The 18,170-nt window shown below is 48.5% G+C and carries 9 protein-coding genes; 3 read left to right on the top strand and 6 right to left on the bottom strand.

The features are described 5' to 3' along the window. Nucleotides 1-42 precede the first annotated feature (42 nt). Nucleotides 43-390 (bottom strand): DUF6970 domain-containing protein, encoded by a 348-nt coding sequence (locus EFB08_RS15375; RefSeq protein WP_123127811.1) that lies wholly within the window; start codon nt 388-390, stop codon nt 43-45. A gap of 394 nt (nt 391-784) precedes the next feature. Between EFB08_RS15375 and EFB08_RS15380 the strand changes: the two genes are divergently transcribed. Beyond that, a complete protein-coding gene (locus tag EFB08_RS15380; protein ID WP_123127812.1) occupies nt 785-3,913 on the top strand; it encodes a SusC/RagA family TonB-linked outer membrane protein in 3,129 nt (1,042 codons plus the stop codon). A gap of 18 nt (nt 3,914-3,931) precedes the next feature. Beyond that, nucleotides 3,932-5,449, top strand: a complete 1,518-nt coding sequence (locus tag EFB08_RS15385; protein ID WP_123127813.1) for a RagB/SusD family nutrient uptake outer membrane protein — start codon at nt 3,932-3,934, stop codon at nt 5,447-5,449. A gap of 833 nt (nt 5,450-6,282) precedes the next feature. On the opposite strand, the gene EFB08_RS15390 is transcribed toward EFB08_RS15385, so the two are convergent. Both EFB08_RS15390 and EFB08_RS15395 read right to left on the bottom strand, forming a co-directional pair. Continuing rightward, nucleotides 6,283-11,772, bottom strand: coding sequence for a phosphodiester glycosidase family protein (locus EFB08_RS15390; protein ID WP_123127814.1), 5,490 nt, complete (start codon nt 11,770-11,772; stop codon nt 6,283-6,285). A gap of 76 nt (nt 11,773-11,848) precedes the next feature. After that, the gene (locus EFB08_RS15395) at nt 11,849-12,979 is read right to left on the bottom strand and encodes a hypothetical protein (protein ID WP_227006351.1); all 1,131 of its coding nucleotides are present in this window, start codon (nt 12,977-12,979) and stop codon (nt 11,849-11,851) included. A gap of 228 nt (nt 12,980-13,207) precedes the next feature. On the opposite strand from EFB08_RS15395, the gene EFB08_RS15400 reads away from it, so the two are divergent. Continuing rightward, entirely contained in the window at nt 13,208-13,648 is a 441-nt protein-coding gene (locus EFB08_RS15400) for a response regulator (protein ID WP_123127815.1), read from the top strand. Between the two features lie 117 nt (nt 13,649-13,765). Here the strand turns inward: EFB08_RS15400 and EFB08_RS15405 are convergent, their stop codons facing one another. The 3 genes from EFB08_RS15405 to EFB08_RS15415 form a co-directional block, all read right to left on the bottom strand. Further along, nucleotides 13,766-16,687 carry a VPS10 domain-containing protein gene (locus tag EFB08_RS15405; protein WP_227006352.1) on the bottom strand — a complete coding sequence of 974 codons (2,922 nt, stop codon included), beginning with the start codon at nt 16,685-16,687 and terminating at the stop codon, nt 13,766-13,768. A gap of 222 nt (nt 16,688-16,909) precedes the next feature. Further along, on the bottom strand, nt 16,910-17,722 hold the full coding sequence (locus EFB08_RS15410; RefSeq protein ID WP_123127816.1) for an alpha/beta fold hydrolase: 813 nt from the start codon (nt 17,720-17,722) through the stop codon (nt 16,910-16,912). 55 nt (nt 17,723-17,777) lie between these two features. Then, nucleotides 17,778-18,158, bottom strand: coding sequence for a hypothetical protein (locus EFB08_RS15415; RefSeq protein ID WP_123127817.1), 381 nt, complete (start codon nt 18,156-18,158; stop codon nt 17,778-17,780). Nucleotides 18,159-18,170 lie beyond the last annotated feature (12 nt).

Consider the following 18,170-nt stretch of genomic DNA (forward strand, 5'->3'; position numbering starts at 1 on the left):
GGCCTTTCTGTTTTATGGTTAAGTGCATCCAAGAGCGGCTTTTTATTTTCCGTTTGTCCAGACCAATTTCAGGTCTTTCACTTCTTTAGAGAAATCGGGGCAGGTTTCGTCTCCGCCGTAGCACAGCAGGTTTCCGTCACAGTCATAAACCGAGCTGATGGAGTTGATAAGAGGATCACAATTGCCTAACACAAACACGGTACGGCCTTCCCAGTTGCCGGTCTGCACAAACTGGCAGTAGTCAGATTGTTCTAGTTGCTGTGCTTTGGCGTTGAGCCACCCAATCTCCTGTACCGGGTTCCCAACCTCGCAGGTTTTGCATATTGTTTCCTCTTCACAGGAGGTCAGGACAAAGAGGCAGAGCAAACAAAGGGTGTAAAGTGCTTTCATATGATTGGGTCTTTGTTGATAGATAGATACCTAAACCGCTTGAGAGGTTGCATTACTCCCCTTCTTTTCCTCATTTCATAAAATCCCTTTTCACTTATAATTCAGGCAAGCTACCTAACGCTCGTTAAACCAAGAGGATACCTTCTGGGTTTTTAATGTAACTACACAAAATTGTTGAAAAATATTTTCTTAACATTTACTTAACTAAACCCCCTTGCTATTTATAAGATTTGTTAAAATTCCATTTTTGGTATATTAAATTTTTAAATAATAGAGTTTTATTGATTTTCAGGCATATATCTCCCTAGCCCCTTACCGTTCCCTCATCTTGGTTGGTAATTCTTTACAATTATATTTAAGGAACAAACCTATTCACTAACAAACCAAAAACCACATGATGAAATCTTTACTATTCAGCTTCGTGCTGATGCTGACACTTGCTGGGCAGGTGTGGGCACAAGAACGAACGGTGACAGGGCGGGTGACTGACGCAGCAACAGGCGAGACCATGCCTGGCGTGACAGTCCAGCTAAAAGGTACCAGCACTGCTACACCAACGGATGTCAACGGAGCCTACTCCATTGCCGTTCCTGCCACTGGAGGATCCTTGATCTTCACTTTCATTGGGTACGCTAACCAGGAAGTAGCCATTGGATCACAATCATCCATTAACGTACGTCTCACTACTGATGCACGCACCATCAGCGAGGTAGTGGTAACAGGTTATGGAGTTCAGCAATCACGCCAGGAATTTACGGGTGCGGCTTCAACCGTAACGGGAAGTGAAATCCAGGACCGTCCGGTACAGAGTTTTGGCCAAGCCTTGACGGGTAAAGCCTCCGGGGTGAACATCATTCAGCCAAACGGCTTGCTAAACAACCCTCCTATTATCCGGGTTCGCGGGGTCAACTCTATTTCGTTGAGCTCTTTCCCGCTTATTGTATTGGACGGTATTCCAATTTCTAGTGACGAAATTGGAGATAACAGTGCGGCCAACAACGTATTGTCTACCATCAACCCTTCAGACATTGAGTCTATTGATATCTTGAAAGATGCTGCTTCTACCTCTATTTATGGTTCAAGAGCGGCAAACGGGGTTTTGGTGATCACCACGAAAAAAGGCAAAAAAGGAAGTGTACGAGTAAACTATGACGGCTGGGTAGGGATAAACCAAGCCACCAGATTGCCAGACCTTCTAAATGCCCAACAATACATTGACCACAAAAACGGCGCCTTAAGAAATACCGCTACTCCGAGTGCTCCGGGCTTCTTCCCTTCTACCAACCCAGATGGCTCTATGGTGGATACTGATTGGTTAGATCTTATCTACCGTAAAGCAGTTTCCCATAACCACGCCTTGTCAGTTTCGGGAGGTACAGACAAAACCACGTATTACTTTTCTACTGGTTACTCAGACCAGGAAGGATTTATCAAGAAAAATGAGTTTCAGCGTAAATCTGCCCGGTTAAACCTTACCCAGAAAGTGACCGACTGGTTAAGCCTTACCGGGAACATCAACTATACCAATGGCTTTAACCAAGCCCCTAACAGCGGCTCACTTCCTGGTTCAGGATTCTCGGTGGCTGGTCTGGGACGGATTGGATTCGTATTAGCACCTAACGTTTCTCCATACAACGCCGATGGAAGTTATAACCTCAGCGGAAATGCTTTGGGCAACGGGGCTAACATCAGCCCTTATGTGCAGACCTACTATAACCCAATGGTTCTTCTGGACAAAGACCTTCAGACTTCTGAGACAAATAGAATGGTGGCTAACATTGGAGGCAATTTCTCCCTTTTCAAAGGGTTAACCTTCAAAACCACCTACTCTTATGATTTAAGCAGCACTGAAAGTAAACTGTTTTACAACCCTATCAACGGGGATGGATTCAACCAGGGTGGTCTAGCAACCAACTCTAATTACAGAAGAGAAAACTGGAACTGGATCAATACCCTGCAATACCAGACCTCAATCGCTGACAAGCATAACATCTCCATACTGGTAGGGTCAGATGCTCAGCAACAAGATGACAACTACTGGTGGGCAACCAGACAAGGCCTTTCAGTTGCTACCTTGAACGACTTTCAAGCATCGTATGGCACCAATACTGCCGGAGGAGGCATTGGCAAAAGAGTTTATGAAGCTTATTTGAGCAGCGTTTCTTACAACTACGCCAATAAGTATTTCTTCAGTGCCAATTACAGAAGAGACGGAAACTCTGCCCTTGCCAACAGGGTTCGTTGGGGTGACTTTGGCGGTGCATCTGTTGGATGGGCTGTCGCAGAGGAAGATTTCTTCAAAAACTCCACTATTGCCAATACCATCTCTAACCTTAAATTAAAAGGAAGCTGGGGCCGGGTTGGTAATGGAAACCTGAACTCTGATTACGCCCCTTACACGCTCTACTCACCCGGTTTGTATGCCACAGCTCCAAGCTTGCAGTTCACGCAGGCAGGAAATGAGGAGTTAGCCTGGGAAACCAGTAATCAAACCAACATCGGGGTTGAGGTAGGTGTCTTAAACAACAGAGTAAGCCTGGAAGTTAACTACTACAAGAATGACATCAATGGTCTGATCTTAGGCGTGCCACAGGCGCCGTCAAAAGGCATCCCGGGCAATTCTATCCTGCAGAACGTAGGCTCTATGTACAACAAGGGCTGGGAGTTCACCATTAACGCGACTCCAATAGAGTCAGGGAAATTCAAATGGAGCACGAACTTCAACTTCACCTTAAACAAGAACGAAGTAACTTCTCTGGTAGATGAGACGACACCACTCTTAGGCCTCACCAGTGATACAGAAACCACCAACATCACCAGAATCGGGCAACCGGTGGGTAGCCTTTATGCGGTGAAAACAGGTGGTGTGAATGCTGAGAATGGTCGCAGAATTTTCATCAACAAAGATGGCCGTGAGGTTCAGTATTCACACGGAGCCGCTATTCCATGGACGTACCTTGATGGGACCCGCGCCCCTGCCGTTTCTGGTGCTGATGCGCAACTTGCCGGCAACACCTTGCCAAAATGGTACGGAGGCTTCACCAACAACCTTTCTTACGGCGGGTTTGACCTGAGCCTGTTGCTTACTTATTCTGGTGGCAACTACATCTACAACGGTACTCAGGCTGGCTTAAGAGATCAGCGTATCTGGAACAACTCTACTGATGTTCTGCGCGCCTGGACCCCAGAGAACCCTAACACAGACATTCCGCGCGCGGTTTATGGTGATAACGTTTCCAATGGTTCTTCCTTCCCTATTGATGCCAACATACAAAAAGGAGATTTCCTTCGCCTGCAGAATGCGGTCTTAGGCTACAGATTGCCTACTGCCCTGTTCGGGAAATCAGGTATCAGCTCTTTGAGAGTGTATGCCCAGGTTGACAATGCTTTTCTTATCACAGACTACAAGGGTTCTGACCCAGAGATTTCCACCAATGGTTCGTCTAACATTGCGCCAGGTGTTGAGCGTAACTCAGTGCCGCAAGGCAGAATGTTCACATTTGGTGTTAACCTAGGCTTCTAATTAATTCGCTATCTAGAAATGAAAATATTCAACTCAAACCCAAGCAAGAAGTACCTTATCCGGCTTGCGTTATTCAGCATGCCTCTGGCTTCTATCCTGTCATCCTGCGGAGACGATTTCCTGGACGCCGTTCCTGAAACCTCTGTTTTTGAAGGAAGCAATTTTGACACCCCGGCTCTGGTGGTGGCACAAGTAAACGGCTTGTACGCCACCCTGAAACATGCCCGTATCCTGGGCGGACGCTATCAGATCTATAATGACGTACGTACCGAGGAATTTGTAAACCGCACCTCAAACGGGGTTACCGCTTTACCGGTGTATAACTTCACCGTTGGGGCCGATGATTCCTACATCGCAGATCTATGGACAAGAGGATATTCCACCATTAACCGGGCGAATATCTTCTTAAAAGGGCTGGCAGAAAATACCGACAAGGTTGCCGCGGCTGATGCCACCATGTATGCCGCAGAGGCCAAGTTTGTAAGAGCGTTGGCGTACTTTTCCATGGTCCAGATGTTTGCCAAACCATACGTGGCAGATAACGGGGCTTCACCGGGCCTGCCGTTGAGACTTCAGGCCGAGACTTCCAGCGCAAACAATGCCTTAAAAAGAAGCTCAGTTGCCGAAGTCTATACTCAGATCCTGAAAGACCTGGATGACGCAGAAGCTGGCTTACCGGGAGCTTACACCGGTACTGCCGCCGCAGCCGGAACTTTAAACACTACCCGTGCCCATAAAAGCACTGCTATTGCCCTGAAGAGCCGGGTTTACCTGGCAATGGGCCGGTATGCCAATGTGATCACAGAAGCCAATAAAATCGTTTCTGCCACGGCCCCTTTCACCGCACCGGCTACCATTGGAGGCGTTGCTTCGGTTCCACACCAGTTACAACCTAACATTGCTACTGTATTTACCACCTTCACTACCAGTGAGTCCATCTTATCGGCTCCTTTCACTGATACGGATGCGCCTGGCACCCAGAACCAGTTAGGGTACTACTACAATGCCGGTAACGTAGAGTATTACCTGAATGCTACTACCGGTATCTATGGCAATCCGCAATTCACAGCAACCGATGCCCGTAAAACGGCTCTTACAGGAATGTCTAACATTGGTAGTGCCGCGGCTCCTAACAATGTGCCTATCCTTACCAAATGGTCAGCGGTTTCTCCTTACACCAGCTGGGTGCCCCTTATCCGGTATTCAGAAGTTTTGCTTAATCTAGCTGAGGCCGAAGCAAGAGTAGGAGATCAGGCCCGTGCCTTGGCTTTGCTTTTGGCGGTACACCACCGCTCAGATCCAACCTGGGTGTATGCTCCAACCAGCCAGGACGACCTTATCAACACCATCCTGACCGAGAGAAGAATTGAATTACTGGGTGAAGGATTCAGGTCGAATGATCTTTTCAGAACCGGACAACCTATCATGTCCAGAGGCGCAGGCAGTGCTACCGCATTGGCCACTATTGCTCCCACAGATACCCGTTACCTGATCCCGGTTCCAACTACAGAGATTCTGACGAACCCAGCGTTCTAACAGAAATGCTCCTTTCCTCCTTTGCTCTTCTACAAGAGGAGAACGAGCCAAAAGGGAGAGAGCCCATGAGTTTGGGTTCCCTTCCTTTATGATTGATTTTTCTCAAAGTGGCTATTAAAGACTCATCGGCTTACAAGCCATTATCTTGTGGAACACAGATTGGTATAATCTAGGCCAGAAGGCCCATTTTAATAATAAAGGCCACTTAAAGAAGTGGCCTTTATTATTAAATAGCAGTGTGGAAATAGCTTACCTTATTTCCCGTTAGTCCAGATTATTTTAGGCCTTTTAATTCTTTAAAGAAATCAGATTAGTTTACATCCCTGCCGTAGCAAAGCAGGTGCTAGTCACAGCCATAGACGGAGCTGACAAAGTTGATCTTGACCCCAAAATACATAATCCAAAAACGAGACTGCCTCCTCAGCATCCCCTCCGCACAAAACGGATGTTTTGGAATTCCTTTACTTCCTGCACATTTACCTAAACCCATCCAGTTGCCTGTACAGGGTTGGGCGGCTACGCAGGTCTGGTAGACCTTTCATTTTCAGAGGAAGAAATAGCAAAATAAATAGAAGAAGTACAGAATTCTCATAGGTGTGCATTTGAGGGAAGGTGCCTAAGTTGTCATTATTGTTTCATCAACCTACTTTTGACCACCAATTCCTTATAACACTTTTCACAAGACCTAACCTCAGTATTCAAAGAGAAAGAAAAGCTTATTATTTTCAGATTAGCCAAGGTCTATATTCCAATGATATTCTTCTTTGCCTTGGCATACAAAAAAGAGCTCCTATTTATAGGAGCTCTTTTTTGTATGCCAAGGCAAAGAAGAATCAATTCCTGACAATACGTCTAAAAATTTTTCCTTCTGAAGTATGAATCATAACAATATACATTCCAGATGGCAGATGAGTAAGGTCTAAGGAATCTGATTCGGTTAGTTTAGATTTACCCACGACTGTTTTACCGGTCAAATCTACCACTTGCACCTCTGCCTTCTTCTTTAGGTTTTCCGGCACCTTCAAGTACAGTTTACCATTTGTTGGCACAGGGTACACCTGCACCTCCTTTGCTAAAAGCTCCTCACGAGATCCGGTAACATTACCTACAAAAGTCAGCGTCAGGTAGTAACCTGAAGTATAAGGTGCTTCAGCTTTAAATTGATGCACAAAGCCCTTTACCAACATGCTGCCTTTAGGCACTTGTCTGGCAAATAGTTCAGAGTTGCTAGGAACAAACGCCTCAATAATACCTTGACTTGTCTGAAGCTGCGCACTAAACCCATGGTAACCCACATTTTGCCTCCATTGGCTTTGATCAACCAAAGAAACACCTTGCAATTCTACTGGGAAAGACTCCAATCCCTCCTCCAAAGCTGTTACTAGCAACGGAGTAGTTATGGCATGGTTTGTCTCAATCAATCGCACGGAGTCAATCTCTAAACGCAGAAACCCGTTGTATTGTCTTAACAACCCAATAGCGGCAATCTTATCTCCTAAACGAGGCGTATAGTTCATATCTCCTTTAGAAAGCTTGTACACCTGGATGCCCTTGTCTTCATCTACTATGGCAAAGTCATAATCTGCACGAGAAAGATTTAAGCTATTCACTACCCCTTTTAGACGTACGTACTTTCCAAGGTGGTCAGCGACCCCACTTTCATTCACCGTCCTAGCCTGAGCAATGGTATAGTCTTGCAAGGTTACTTTTGTTTCCTGAGGCTTTTCGCTGCTTGGCAGAACATATCTGTAAACTGTTCCTACTGCAGAAGAAACAATGTAGGCAGTGTCAAGGCCTGGGCTCAGGGTTAAACCACGCAGGTCTGTTCCATGTATTTCAGGCAACGGTAAAGTCCACGATAGTTTCTGCTCAGGATTGCTATCGTCACGGAAGATAAGCTTGGCCGGCTGATCACCACTGGCATCTACTACTGCATACATGCGGCTATTAGTGGCCGCATAGATTGACTTAGAATTAGAGACGATGCTTATTGGTTCTTCTGGTGTCCAGGTAACGCCATCTGTACTTGTGTACTTATCAATTTTATTCCCGGAAATGTAAGGAACATATATTATGTTGCCTTCCGGAGAAATAGCGGAAGCTCTGGTGATTGCACCGGATGTACGTGCTGCCAAAGCAGTGGCATCTGCATAGGTAGCCACATTTTCAAAAACGGTAGGATCCGTTACGCTCTGTCTGAAAATATAGCTTTTGTTGCCGGTAACAGACGTCACAAAGATATTTCCATTTTTATCTGAGGTAGGGTTTGTAAGTGAAATATCAGTATCCTCTCTGGCAAGTGGTTCCCCTGTATTTACATCAAGTTTGTACAGGATTGTGTTGAAAGCGACCAAAATGTTTCCATCATGGGATAAGCCAATTCCCGTTACCAGACGCACCTCGTCTCTGAATCCTTTGAAATTAATGAACTGGATGTAGGACTTATTTCCCTGGTAGAACTCAAGCTTATCACTTGTAAACTCCCACTTAGTAGCATCTGGATTGTGCACCTGAACCCCTCTGGCGTAACCTACGGCCCACACTTTTCCTTTTTTGTCTACTGTAACTCCATGAGCATTAGTTGTAGGGGCCGGAGCAAAGGCAGCAATACAGTTGCCATCAGGATCTTTCTCTTTGCAATCGTAAACAAAGGCAGGAGCAGGAATTTCAACTGGGCCAGTTACTGGCTGCGTGCTTTTAGCAACCTGCAGCTCCACCGGAACTCCCATACTTACGGTCTTACCGTCTGAGGCAATGACCCGGTGGAAGAATGAAACTGTCTGGTCTGCCCGAGCCTCTCCTAACAGTTTAAACCACTCTTCCTGCGGAACGCTATATTCCAGGTTATTACCCACAGGCTTGTGTAGCACCATCTCGCTGAATTGAGCATCCTTCGCCAATTGGTAGGTATAGGTAATAGTATTACCTTCCGGGTCTTTTTCTGCGCCCCACTGTACAGAGAAAAAGCCCTTGATATCCCTGATAGGGTAAACAGTCCCTGCCTGATGTGATTTAATTACTGGTAGTGCAGGGCCTTGGTTTGTGGACTTATACAATTGGGTCCGCAATTCTCCATCTTGAAACGCATTTGTCTTGATAGACACGTAAAGAGCTCCCATACTCATCAACTCTTTCACCTTCAGGCCAGCAGGCAAACTTCCGCTGAAAGTTCCATTCCGTCCATCAGTAGATTCCACCATTAGAGGCAGCTTCAATGCTCCCTGCTCTGGATATAATCCTTGATACAAGGCAACCGAACTCCGGTCTGGCAGGATGGTTCCTTGTAAGTTGGCAAAAGAGCCTGAGATCAAAATAGTAGCGCCCATATCTGTTGCCTGTACAGCACCGGAGGCCGCTATGTTACTTGTATTGATTTTATTATAGGCAGACAGAGCTCCTACTCCGGCACCACTAATCGGCACATCCCGGCGTAAAAGGTGACCATTAGCTCCAACAATCACCTCAGGTAATTGCTTCTCATTGAACACTGGCATGGCATCTGCTTCAGTGTGTTTGATGTCAAACGTTGTATAAATGATTGTATCCTGCTCCAGAAATACATCCATTAAAGTAACGGTATTAGGGGCAACGGCATCATAACCCAAGTATTTGCGAGGCCCTGAGCCTGCAGCACCTGCGTTCAAGAACTCCACTCCCCCGTGTTTGCCAGGATAGTAGGCATGGTGGTGTCCACTAATGTAGGTATGCACATCCAATTCCTCCATCATAGCTTGTAAGGCAGCAGCATTGCTAAGGATATTGCCGGCTGAATTGTACTCTTGCGCCACTCCGTAAAGAGGAAGGTGCCCTACAAGAAACCGGAATTTGGCTGCTTTAGCTTGTTTACTGGAGAACTGTGCCCGCACCCACTCTAACTGCTCAGCAGATATATTTGCGCTACTAGCTTCCCAAGAAACGAAGAAGATGTCTGAATTGGCAGAAGGCTTATAAGAGAAGTAGAAGGGATAATGGGTAATGTCAACCGGGTGCCATTTAGGAGCATTCTCTGGTCTGCTCCAATACTTTTTAGCCTCTACCCTATCCACTTCAATGGCCGCATCATGGTTACCCATGGTAAAGGCATAAGGGATATTGGCATCTCTCAACGGTTTTGCTATTTTGGCATCAAAACCGTTCCACATTGCTTCTACTTGGGTAGGCGTAAGCGAAGCGGATTGCCCGGCAATCTGGTCACCTCCGGCTACTACCATGTCAGGCTTCCACAAGCGCGGGATACGCTGCATGATACTATCTACTTGCCACTCATAAGTTACCGCCCCAAATGACGAGTTCAAATCACTGATTACGGCCAATCGGAAGTCGCCACGGGCAGGAACCACATGGGCCTGATAAGTCCTGTTAGCTTTTACATCCTTAGAATCTGTCAATTCAAACCTGAAGTTCACCTTGCTATTGACAGCATCAGTTACTTTATAATTAAAAGTATAATCCTGTTGGGTTTGCGTTTGGAGAGAAAGAGTTGTACCTAACTGTTGCTCCTCTGAACCATCTACAGACTTAAATACCCTTAGCTCCTTCAAAGTAGTGTTCTCAGCCTTTGATCCTAAGCTCATTTCCAAACTCAAGTGGTGACCAACGGGATGCTTCCCAAACTCAGCACCATTCTTTAAGGAAATGTAAGTGAGAGATACAACGTTGTAAACAAAGCTTTTAGAAACTGCTCGCCCAAAGCTATCTTCCAACTCAAAACGGAAAGTGACCCTACTACCTAACGGATCAGTGGCTTGGTAGCTAAATGCATACGAGTAATTGTATTTCCCATCCAGAGAGATATCATTACCTACCTTTTCTTCTGAGCCTTCTCCTACTTTTTTGAAAACCCTCAATTTCTGAACAGTAAAACCTGAATTAGGGCTTGAAAGCAGGACATTGAAAGTCCCCGTTCTATCTTGAACTACCTCATCCCGTTCCAATTTATGAGAGAAGGTAATAGAGGGCATACTTTCCCCTACTTTCACCAGACTAATAGCATCAGCTGTTACATATTGACCATTAGCCTTATTGCTGATAACGAGGGAATCATTAGGTCCTAAGTCAAAGGTGCCAATTACATTGAACTTACCCCCATTAATACTTTGGTTTATTTGGATTGTCTCAGGTGAGGCAGCCCCGTTCCTATAAATAGTATAGGGAGTGTTACTACTTCCGTTACTAGATGCTTCCCACCAAGCACTCAGTTCATATCTGGCAGGAGCAATACCTGTCAGCTTATAAGTAGCGAATTTGGAACCATCCCCTGTTGGTATAATGCGAGCTTTAGACAAGCCGTAAAAACCCTCATTAACAGATTCCATCCAAGAACCTCCGCGTTCAGAGTAAACCAATGAGTTTTCTGTATCATATACATGAGTCCGGCGTTTCAATAGAAATGCATTTGGGACATTCCGTTGAACTCCCCCATCAGAAGGACGAATTGTATTCTTGCCGTTGACAATCATAGCGGAAGAACCGCCACCATCTAGATTCATTGCTTCTTCAGCACCAATACTCACCAGCACTTGCGCCATCTGAGGAAAAGAAAGTCCCATGCTGATGCCATCATTACGACCTTCCACTGCAAGCAGAATTACTTTGTTGTCTGCAGTTCGGCCGATGGCAGAGCGGGGTTGCCGACTGTCACCTTCAGGCCACATTAACTCCTCCTCTCCAGTCATTCTGACTTCTCCATTCTGCACTAACATGGGTCCCGCTCCCAATGCAGTTCCGGCTGGCCATGATGTAGCCCCTTCTGGGTAAGTAGCAGTTGGCTGCTGGGTTAACTGATTCACTGGATTGGGGTTAGGATAGCTGAACATTGTATTCTCAGCACCCACGTGGTAGATCCAGGCTAAATCGGTTTTATTACCTGGCAAAATCCCAAAAGCACTCATGGTCGGATAAGCAGGGCCATTAGATTTGGGGTTTATTGCTAAAATTTTTCCATCCTTCACCACGGTACCAATTGCTGCATAGGTATTGGTATCAAAAAAACCGCCGTTTATTACTGCGTACACTGTTTCTTTGTATGTATCGGCCCATTTAGATGGTGTTTTACTTGCTCCCAAACCACCAATACCATATTCAACCTTGAGCTCCAAATTTGGATCATTCAAGTCTATGAGGGTATAATACATTCTTAAGGGAACTCCAGGAGTAACTGAAGAAGTAGAATAGAAAACCTGTACAGAAGGAGGCAATCCAGTATTAAATTCTGCTGGTTTTGTCCAATTGAGCTGTAGTTGAGCATGAAGCGGCTGCTTCAATAGCAACAACCACGCACACGCCAGCAATAGAACTCTGAAAGAGAGTACTTTTGTTTTCATTTAAAAATAAAAATTAAGAGAATAAATAATAAAAGATTTTAAAGTAGGCTTTAAGCAACTTAAAGCCTACTTTAAGTTACTGATACTGGATGTACATAGGCTTTGGCGTAAGCGCCAGCACTTCTTTAGGCGTGTAAAGCTTGGAGCCCTTCTTCTTGGTATCGTTGTAGTAGAAGATCTTGAAACCGGTGTACTGAACGGGCTCCTTCTTGATGTAAGCCAGGTAAGTGCTCTTTTTCAGAACGCGGTCGCCCCAACCGTCCATGTGCATCACAAACTGGACGTTAGGTCGTAGCTGGATGTTCTTATAATTGGTTACCATGCGCTGCGTGAACCGGTGAACCACCAGGATCTTAGGCGGCAGGTTATATTTCACGGCAATATCATTCAGGAAATTGGTGGCGTAGTTGATTTCACTCGCATCAAGGGTGCCTATTTTCTTACCCGGGATGGCTCCGTTCTTCATCGCGAACTCAGGGTCAATGCCCAGGTGTACCTGAGGTAATTTCAGCCACTGCTCCAGGCGGGGCAACTCAGCCTCCACGGTGCTGCGCCCAATCTGGATATCCAGGAACACAATGGCGTTTCGTTTGGCGGCCCAGGCAATGACGGTGTCAGCCAGGTGATCGCTCATGCGCATCCGGTAGGTCCCGCTTTTTCCAGGAGCTCCCTGGGCGGTCACAAATACCAGGTGAAGAGCCGGCTGCACAGGCGTGCTGGGGTCAGCGGCTTGCCAGGCCTTTACTTCGCCGTCAAGCTTAGCCAACATTTGGTCCCGGGGAATTTCGCCCAGAATGCCCATGCGTTTTGAGAGCGGATTTCCGTAATAGGCCACAATCCGTTTGTGCGGCAGAATGGCCCCTGGGTTATCGGCGGCTTCGTCTTTTACGGGTACTTCGGCCGGGGCGGCTGCGGTAGAATCTTTCCCGGCGGTGGAGTCTTTCAAGGCCGCAGCTACGACCGGTACTTTTTTGGTAGTATCAGCGGCCAGGGCTGCGTCATGGCTGGTAGTAGCCGGTGCGGCTTGGGCGCCGGTAGCCTCTTTTTTGGTTTCCCTAGAATTGCAAGCGGTAAGCAAACTCATGCTCAAGGCACACACCAGCAGGCTGTGGCCTCGTTTCATCGATTTAAAGTTCATGTGGTACTGAATGGATTTATCAAATGCGCGGACGCTCACGTTATCGTTCGGGAAGATACTCTTTTTCATTTGCTTCACCACAGCGATAACGCACTTACCCGGTTTAAATCGAAGTTCCCGCCTTAAAGGTTACCCTTACAGAGCCAATCCACCGCAGTGAAGCCCTACCACCTCCATCATTAGCCACAAGACTTGTTCGCACTCCCTGGAGGCCTTGACCGATGAAAGATTTTCTTTCTTACCTGGCACTCTTTTCTGCGTATACTGTAGCTTTACCGAAAACAAAGCGCCTCCACCATGGAAAAGATCAACCGTGTCTTGCTGATTGACGACGATGATATCACCAATTACATGAACCAGCGCGTACTCAACAAAGCACAGGTGGCGCAACAGATTGACGTAGTCACCGATGGCCAGGCTGCCCTTACCTACCTGAGCAGCCCCGAGCACCTGGAAGCCTCCTTTCCCCTGGATTTAATCTTAGTGGATATAAAGATGTCGGTGATGGATGGGTTTGACTTCCTGGAACGCTACCAGCACCTGGCTCCTGAACGGAAAGCGAAGAAGCTGTTTGCCTTGTCTTCCTCGGCCAGTTTCTATGACCTGCACCGCCTCAAGGAGTTCCCAGACGTAGACGGACACCTCTCCAAGCCCCTCACCCAAGCCGATGCCCTTCACCTGATCAAAGAACACTTTGGGTCTTCTGAAGAAAGCTCGACCTCCAGGGAAGATTTTTAGAACTAGCCTTAAACAATTTCACCAGCAATTTGCCTAAAAAAAGAACTTCCGCTTTTAGCCTGTTTTCTTCAAAACAAGCCAAAAGCGGAAGTTCTTTTTTAAGATAGAAGAAGTTGCTTATTCCCTTCCGCGGCGCTCCGGCGCTTTCAAAGTGAACTCCTGCGATGTCTTGCCTCCGTTGGCTTCAATCTCCACCACGTATTTTCCTGGGCGCAGGTACAGTTGCTGGTTCCCCGATGATGGCGTCACCTTCACGGCATCACCGCCTTTGCGGCCTTCGTTCAGGGTTTGCTCATAGGCACTGAGACCGGCAGCTTCCAACGTAAGGTCATAGGCCACGTAATTCAGGCCGCGCTCGCTCTGGTCTTTCAGCTCCTTCAGCACCTGGCCTTTGTCGGTTTTTACGCGCACGGTGGTAGTGCCAGCGGCATTCACATAGAAAGGGATAGTCAATGTAGGAGATACAGGCTCATCCCAGGCCCCGAACTTCTGGCCCCAACGCTCTGAGTAGGGCGGAACAACGATCTGGAACGCGTACACCGGTTTCTTCTGCACGGCTGGCGTGAGTTGCTGCAGATGCCACACGTTGCCTATATACAGCGAGCGGCCGTGCGTACCCACTACCAGGTCATTCTCCCTCGGGTGGATGGCCAAGTCATGCACCGCCACCGCCGGCAACACATCACCGCCCAGCGCCTGGAAGGTTTGTCCCTTGTCCAGCGACACGTACAAGCCGTTATCGGAGCCTACGTACAGCAGGTTCGGGTTTCGGGGGTCTTCCCTCACCACGTTTAGCGGCTCTTTTGGTAAATCCTTGCCGATTTGCTTCCAGGTCTTTCCGTAATCCTGGGACACGTACAGGTAAGGCGTAAAGTCATCCCAACGGTAGCCGTTGAGGGTTGCGTAAACCGTACCTTCATTTTCCACCGAGGCCGCCAAACCGCTAATCCACATGTCTTGCGGAAGTTTATCGGAGATTTTGGTCCAGGTGTACCCGCCGTCGCGGCTCACGTGGATGAGGCCATCGTCTGAACCGGTGTACAGCAATCCAAACCGCTTGGGTGATTCCTCGATGGTTGTCAAAGTGCCGTAACCTACATCGCCTTTGCGGCCGCCTTTGGTCAAATCACCCGAAAGCGCTTCCATGTTCTCGCCTTTGTTCAACGAGCGGTGGAATTTGTTTGACCCAAAGTACAGGATATCCTGGTTGTGGCGCGACAAGAGAATCGGGCTTTCCCAGTTGAAGCGCAGCGGGCGCTCGCCTAATTGGTGCTTGGGTTGAATAGAAAGTCTTTGACCCGTGGCTTTGTTCAGGCGGTAATAGGCGCCGTACTGAGAGCCGGTGTACACGGTGTTGTTGTCGCGGTAGTCAACCTGCACCATCATCCCGTCGCCGCCGCCCAAACGCTGATAGGGGTACCGTCCGTTATCAGTCCAGGCGGCGCTAGCCTGATAGGTGCTGGGACCGCCCCACACACCGTTGTCCTGCAAGCCGCCGTACACGTTGTACGGCTGCGCCATGTCTACCGTCACGGAGTAGAACTGGCCCACCGCCGGAGAGTTAGCCTTGAACCAGGTTTTACCGTCGTCATAGGTGATGTTGATACCACCATCGTTCCCGTTCACCAAATGGCCCGGACGGGTGGGGCTCACCCACAGATCCTGGTGGTCTGAATGCACGTTGGCTCCGCCGATCTCTTTCCATGTCTTGCCAGCATCTTCGGATTTCAGCAAAGGCACGCCCAAAATATACACGTGGTTCGCGTTCAACGGCGACACCCGGATCACCCCAAAGTAATAGCCGTAGGTGTAGTACAGGTCATCTATGTAGCCCTCGTGGGTTTTCTTCCAGGTTTTGCCGGCATCGTCTGAGCGGTACACCTGCGCTCCGGTCACCGGTGTCTCAATCATCATGGAGTTAGCATCAACCAGAAAATCGGACAAAGCCACCGGCCTGATTTTGTCTGAGCTCACCATCTCCTTCACGGTCTTGGCCGTGTACTGGCGCGGGAAGTTGTTTTCCTCCAGGAAGGTATTGATAGCGGCATCATCCATCTTCAGGAAATCCTCCTTGGTGAAATCCTTGAATTGCTCTTTGCGCAGTTTGTTGCCCGTGGCCACGGCGGGTTTCACATCTTTGCGCAGGTCCTGGTTGTCTACGCTGGCGTAGATGATGTTGGGGTTCTGCGGGAAAATGCTCAGGCCAATCCGCCCGATGCCCTCGGTGGCTGGGAAGCCGCTTGTACCGCCCGTGATGCGCTGCCAGGTGTTACCGCCATCGGTGCTTTTGAACACGCCTGAGGTGCTGCCGCTTTCCACGAAATTCCAGGCGCGGCGCTCGCGGTGCCACATGCTGGTGTACAATACATTGGGGTTAGACGGGTCAATGACCAAATCCACAGCTCCGGTGTTGTCATCGCCGCCTTTCAGAACGTGTTTCCAGGTATTACCGCCATCGGTGGTTTTGTAAACGCCGCGCTCCGGGTTGGGTGAATACAGGTGGCCCAAAGCCGCTACCCAGGCCGTGTTTGGATCTGTAGGGTGCTGTAAGATTCGGCCGATATGGTGCGATTCCGGCAGACCTTTGTACTGCCAGGTCTTGCCGCCATCGGTGCTTTTATAAATACCCACGCCAGAATAGGAAGAACGGCTGGAGTTGGCCTCACCGGTTCCCAGGTAAATGGTATTGGTTTTCCAGTCTACGCTGATGTCCCCGATGGTGATGACGGTTTCGTTGCTGAAGAGTGGTTCAAAGGAGATGCCGTTGTTGGTGGTGTGCCACAATCCGCCGGAGGCATAGGCCACGTAAAAGTTGGTGGGGTCAGCCGGGTTCACGTCCACGTCTACCACGCGCCCGCTCATGACAGTAGGCCCCACGTTGCGGAACGGCAGGTTGCTCACCAAGGAGTTCTTCTGCAGTTGCAGCCGCTGCTGGTAACCTTCCAGCCTTGCTTTGGCCGGGGTAGCGGCGGGTTGCTTTTCTTTTTTCTGGGCCACCGCCGGAAGGCTCAAAAGCCCCATCAGCATGAGGGGGTACAAGGGTTTGGGGAAAGGAAAGTGCACAGGGAGTAGAATTGTTCGCGTTAGAAGTAGTTTTAAAATCTGAAAGTAGAGGAAATTCGGGAGTTAAAGAAGCCGTCGCTGGGTTTTGTCTCGCCCCTAGCATCAAAACATGCTTGCCTTAAAAAAGAACCGCCGTTCTGGGGCTGTTTTATGAAAAACAGCCCCAGAACGGCGGTAAAAAGGTGGCATTGGTTAATCTTAGAACGAATTGGCGGCCCGGTACTTCTGGGAATCAGCGGGGTACAGGGTCTCGGCGAACTTGAGCAAGGCCTGGCGGGTGAGGGCGGTATTCTCAAACATGCCCATGTGGCCCACGTGCCCCAGAAAGTACGTCATGCTGTTCTCGGGGAGGTGGCACTGCTGCAAAGTAGCCTCCAGCGGTACCGCCGGGTCTTCTTTTCCGGCTATGAAAAAGACCGGCGCTGCGGTGGTCTTCAGGACCTCGGTTCTGTCGGGGCGGTCGCGCATGGCTTGAAGGCAACCCAGCACCGTTTCCTGGGGCGTGGCTTTCCCAATGGCCTGCATTTTCTCAATAGCGTCTGCACAGGAAACCCGGTTGCTCTCCGCGAACAGCGGCGCCACAAACGAATCCATGAACTTGTCTATCCCGTGTTTCTGCACGAACTCGGCGGTTTTGTTCCGGCTATCCTTTTTCTCCTCGGTATCTGGCAAAGCGCTGGAGTGGAACAGGCACAGTCCGTACAGCAACTCGGGGAACAGCTCTGCAATGGCCAAACTCACGTAGCCGCCCATGGAGTGCCCGATCAGGAGGCATTTCTCTACCTGCAGTTCTTTCAAGGTTTCCTGCACCTGCCGGGCCTGGCTTTCCATGGAGAAATCCTGGGTGGCAGGGCTCTCGCCATGGCCAGGCAAGTCAAGGGCAATTACCCGGAACTGGTGGACGAGGGGCTTAATAAAATCGGTCCAGACGTCTTTGCTTTCGCAGAAGCCGTGCAGGAAAACAAGGGCGGGGCCGGTGCCGGCCTCGGTATAGGCAAGGGTGTTGGTCATGGGACAAGAATGTTTAAGACCTGTTTTACGGAAAACAGCCCCAAAACGAAGAAGATTATTTATCTGTCGTTGCTCCCTCCGCAGGCTCTACCAGCGAAACTTGTGCCTCTTGCAGCGCTTTGTTCCTTTTCTTGATACTGCTTCTGGCCATAAAAAACGTGATAAGGGCAATTATATGGAGTTTTTTATGCGTCTCTATGTAGGATAGCGCTTCTGCAAAAGTGATTCCATCCCCAGACAGCAGCCTTTTGAGAGGCACATACAAATCTATTACCGTGTATATAACCAGGCCCAGCAGCAAAGCCTTACCAATGATGATCAGCTTCTCTTTTAAAGATAGAGTGGGAACAGGCGCGTGAAGGGGACTTGTCATAAGGTGAAGGTACTTAATTTTCTGTAAGTCGTTTTGGGCCTGTTTTCCTAAAAACAGGCCCAAAACAGAAAGGCC

The sequence above is a fragment of the Rufibacter latericius genome (assembly GCF_003721515.1).
Taxonomy (GTDB): domain Bacteria; phylum Bacteroidota; class Bacteroidia; order Cytophagales; family Hymenobacteraceae; genus Nibribacter; species Nibribacter latericius.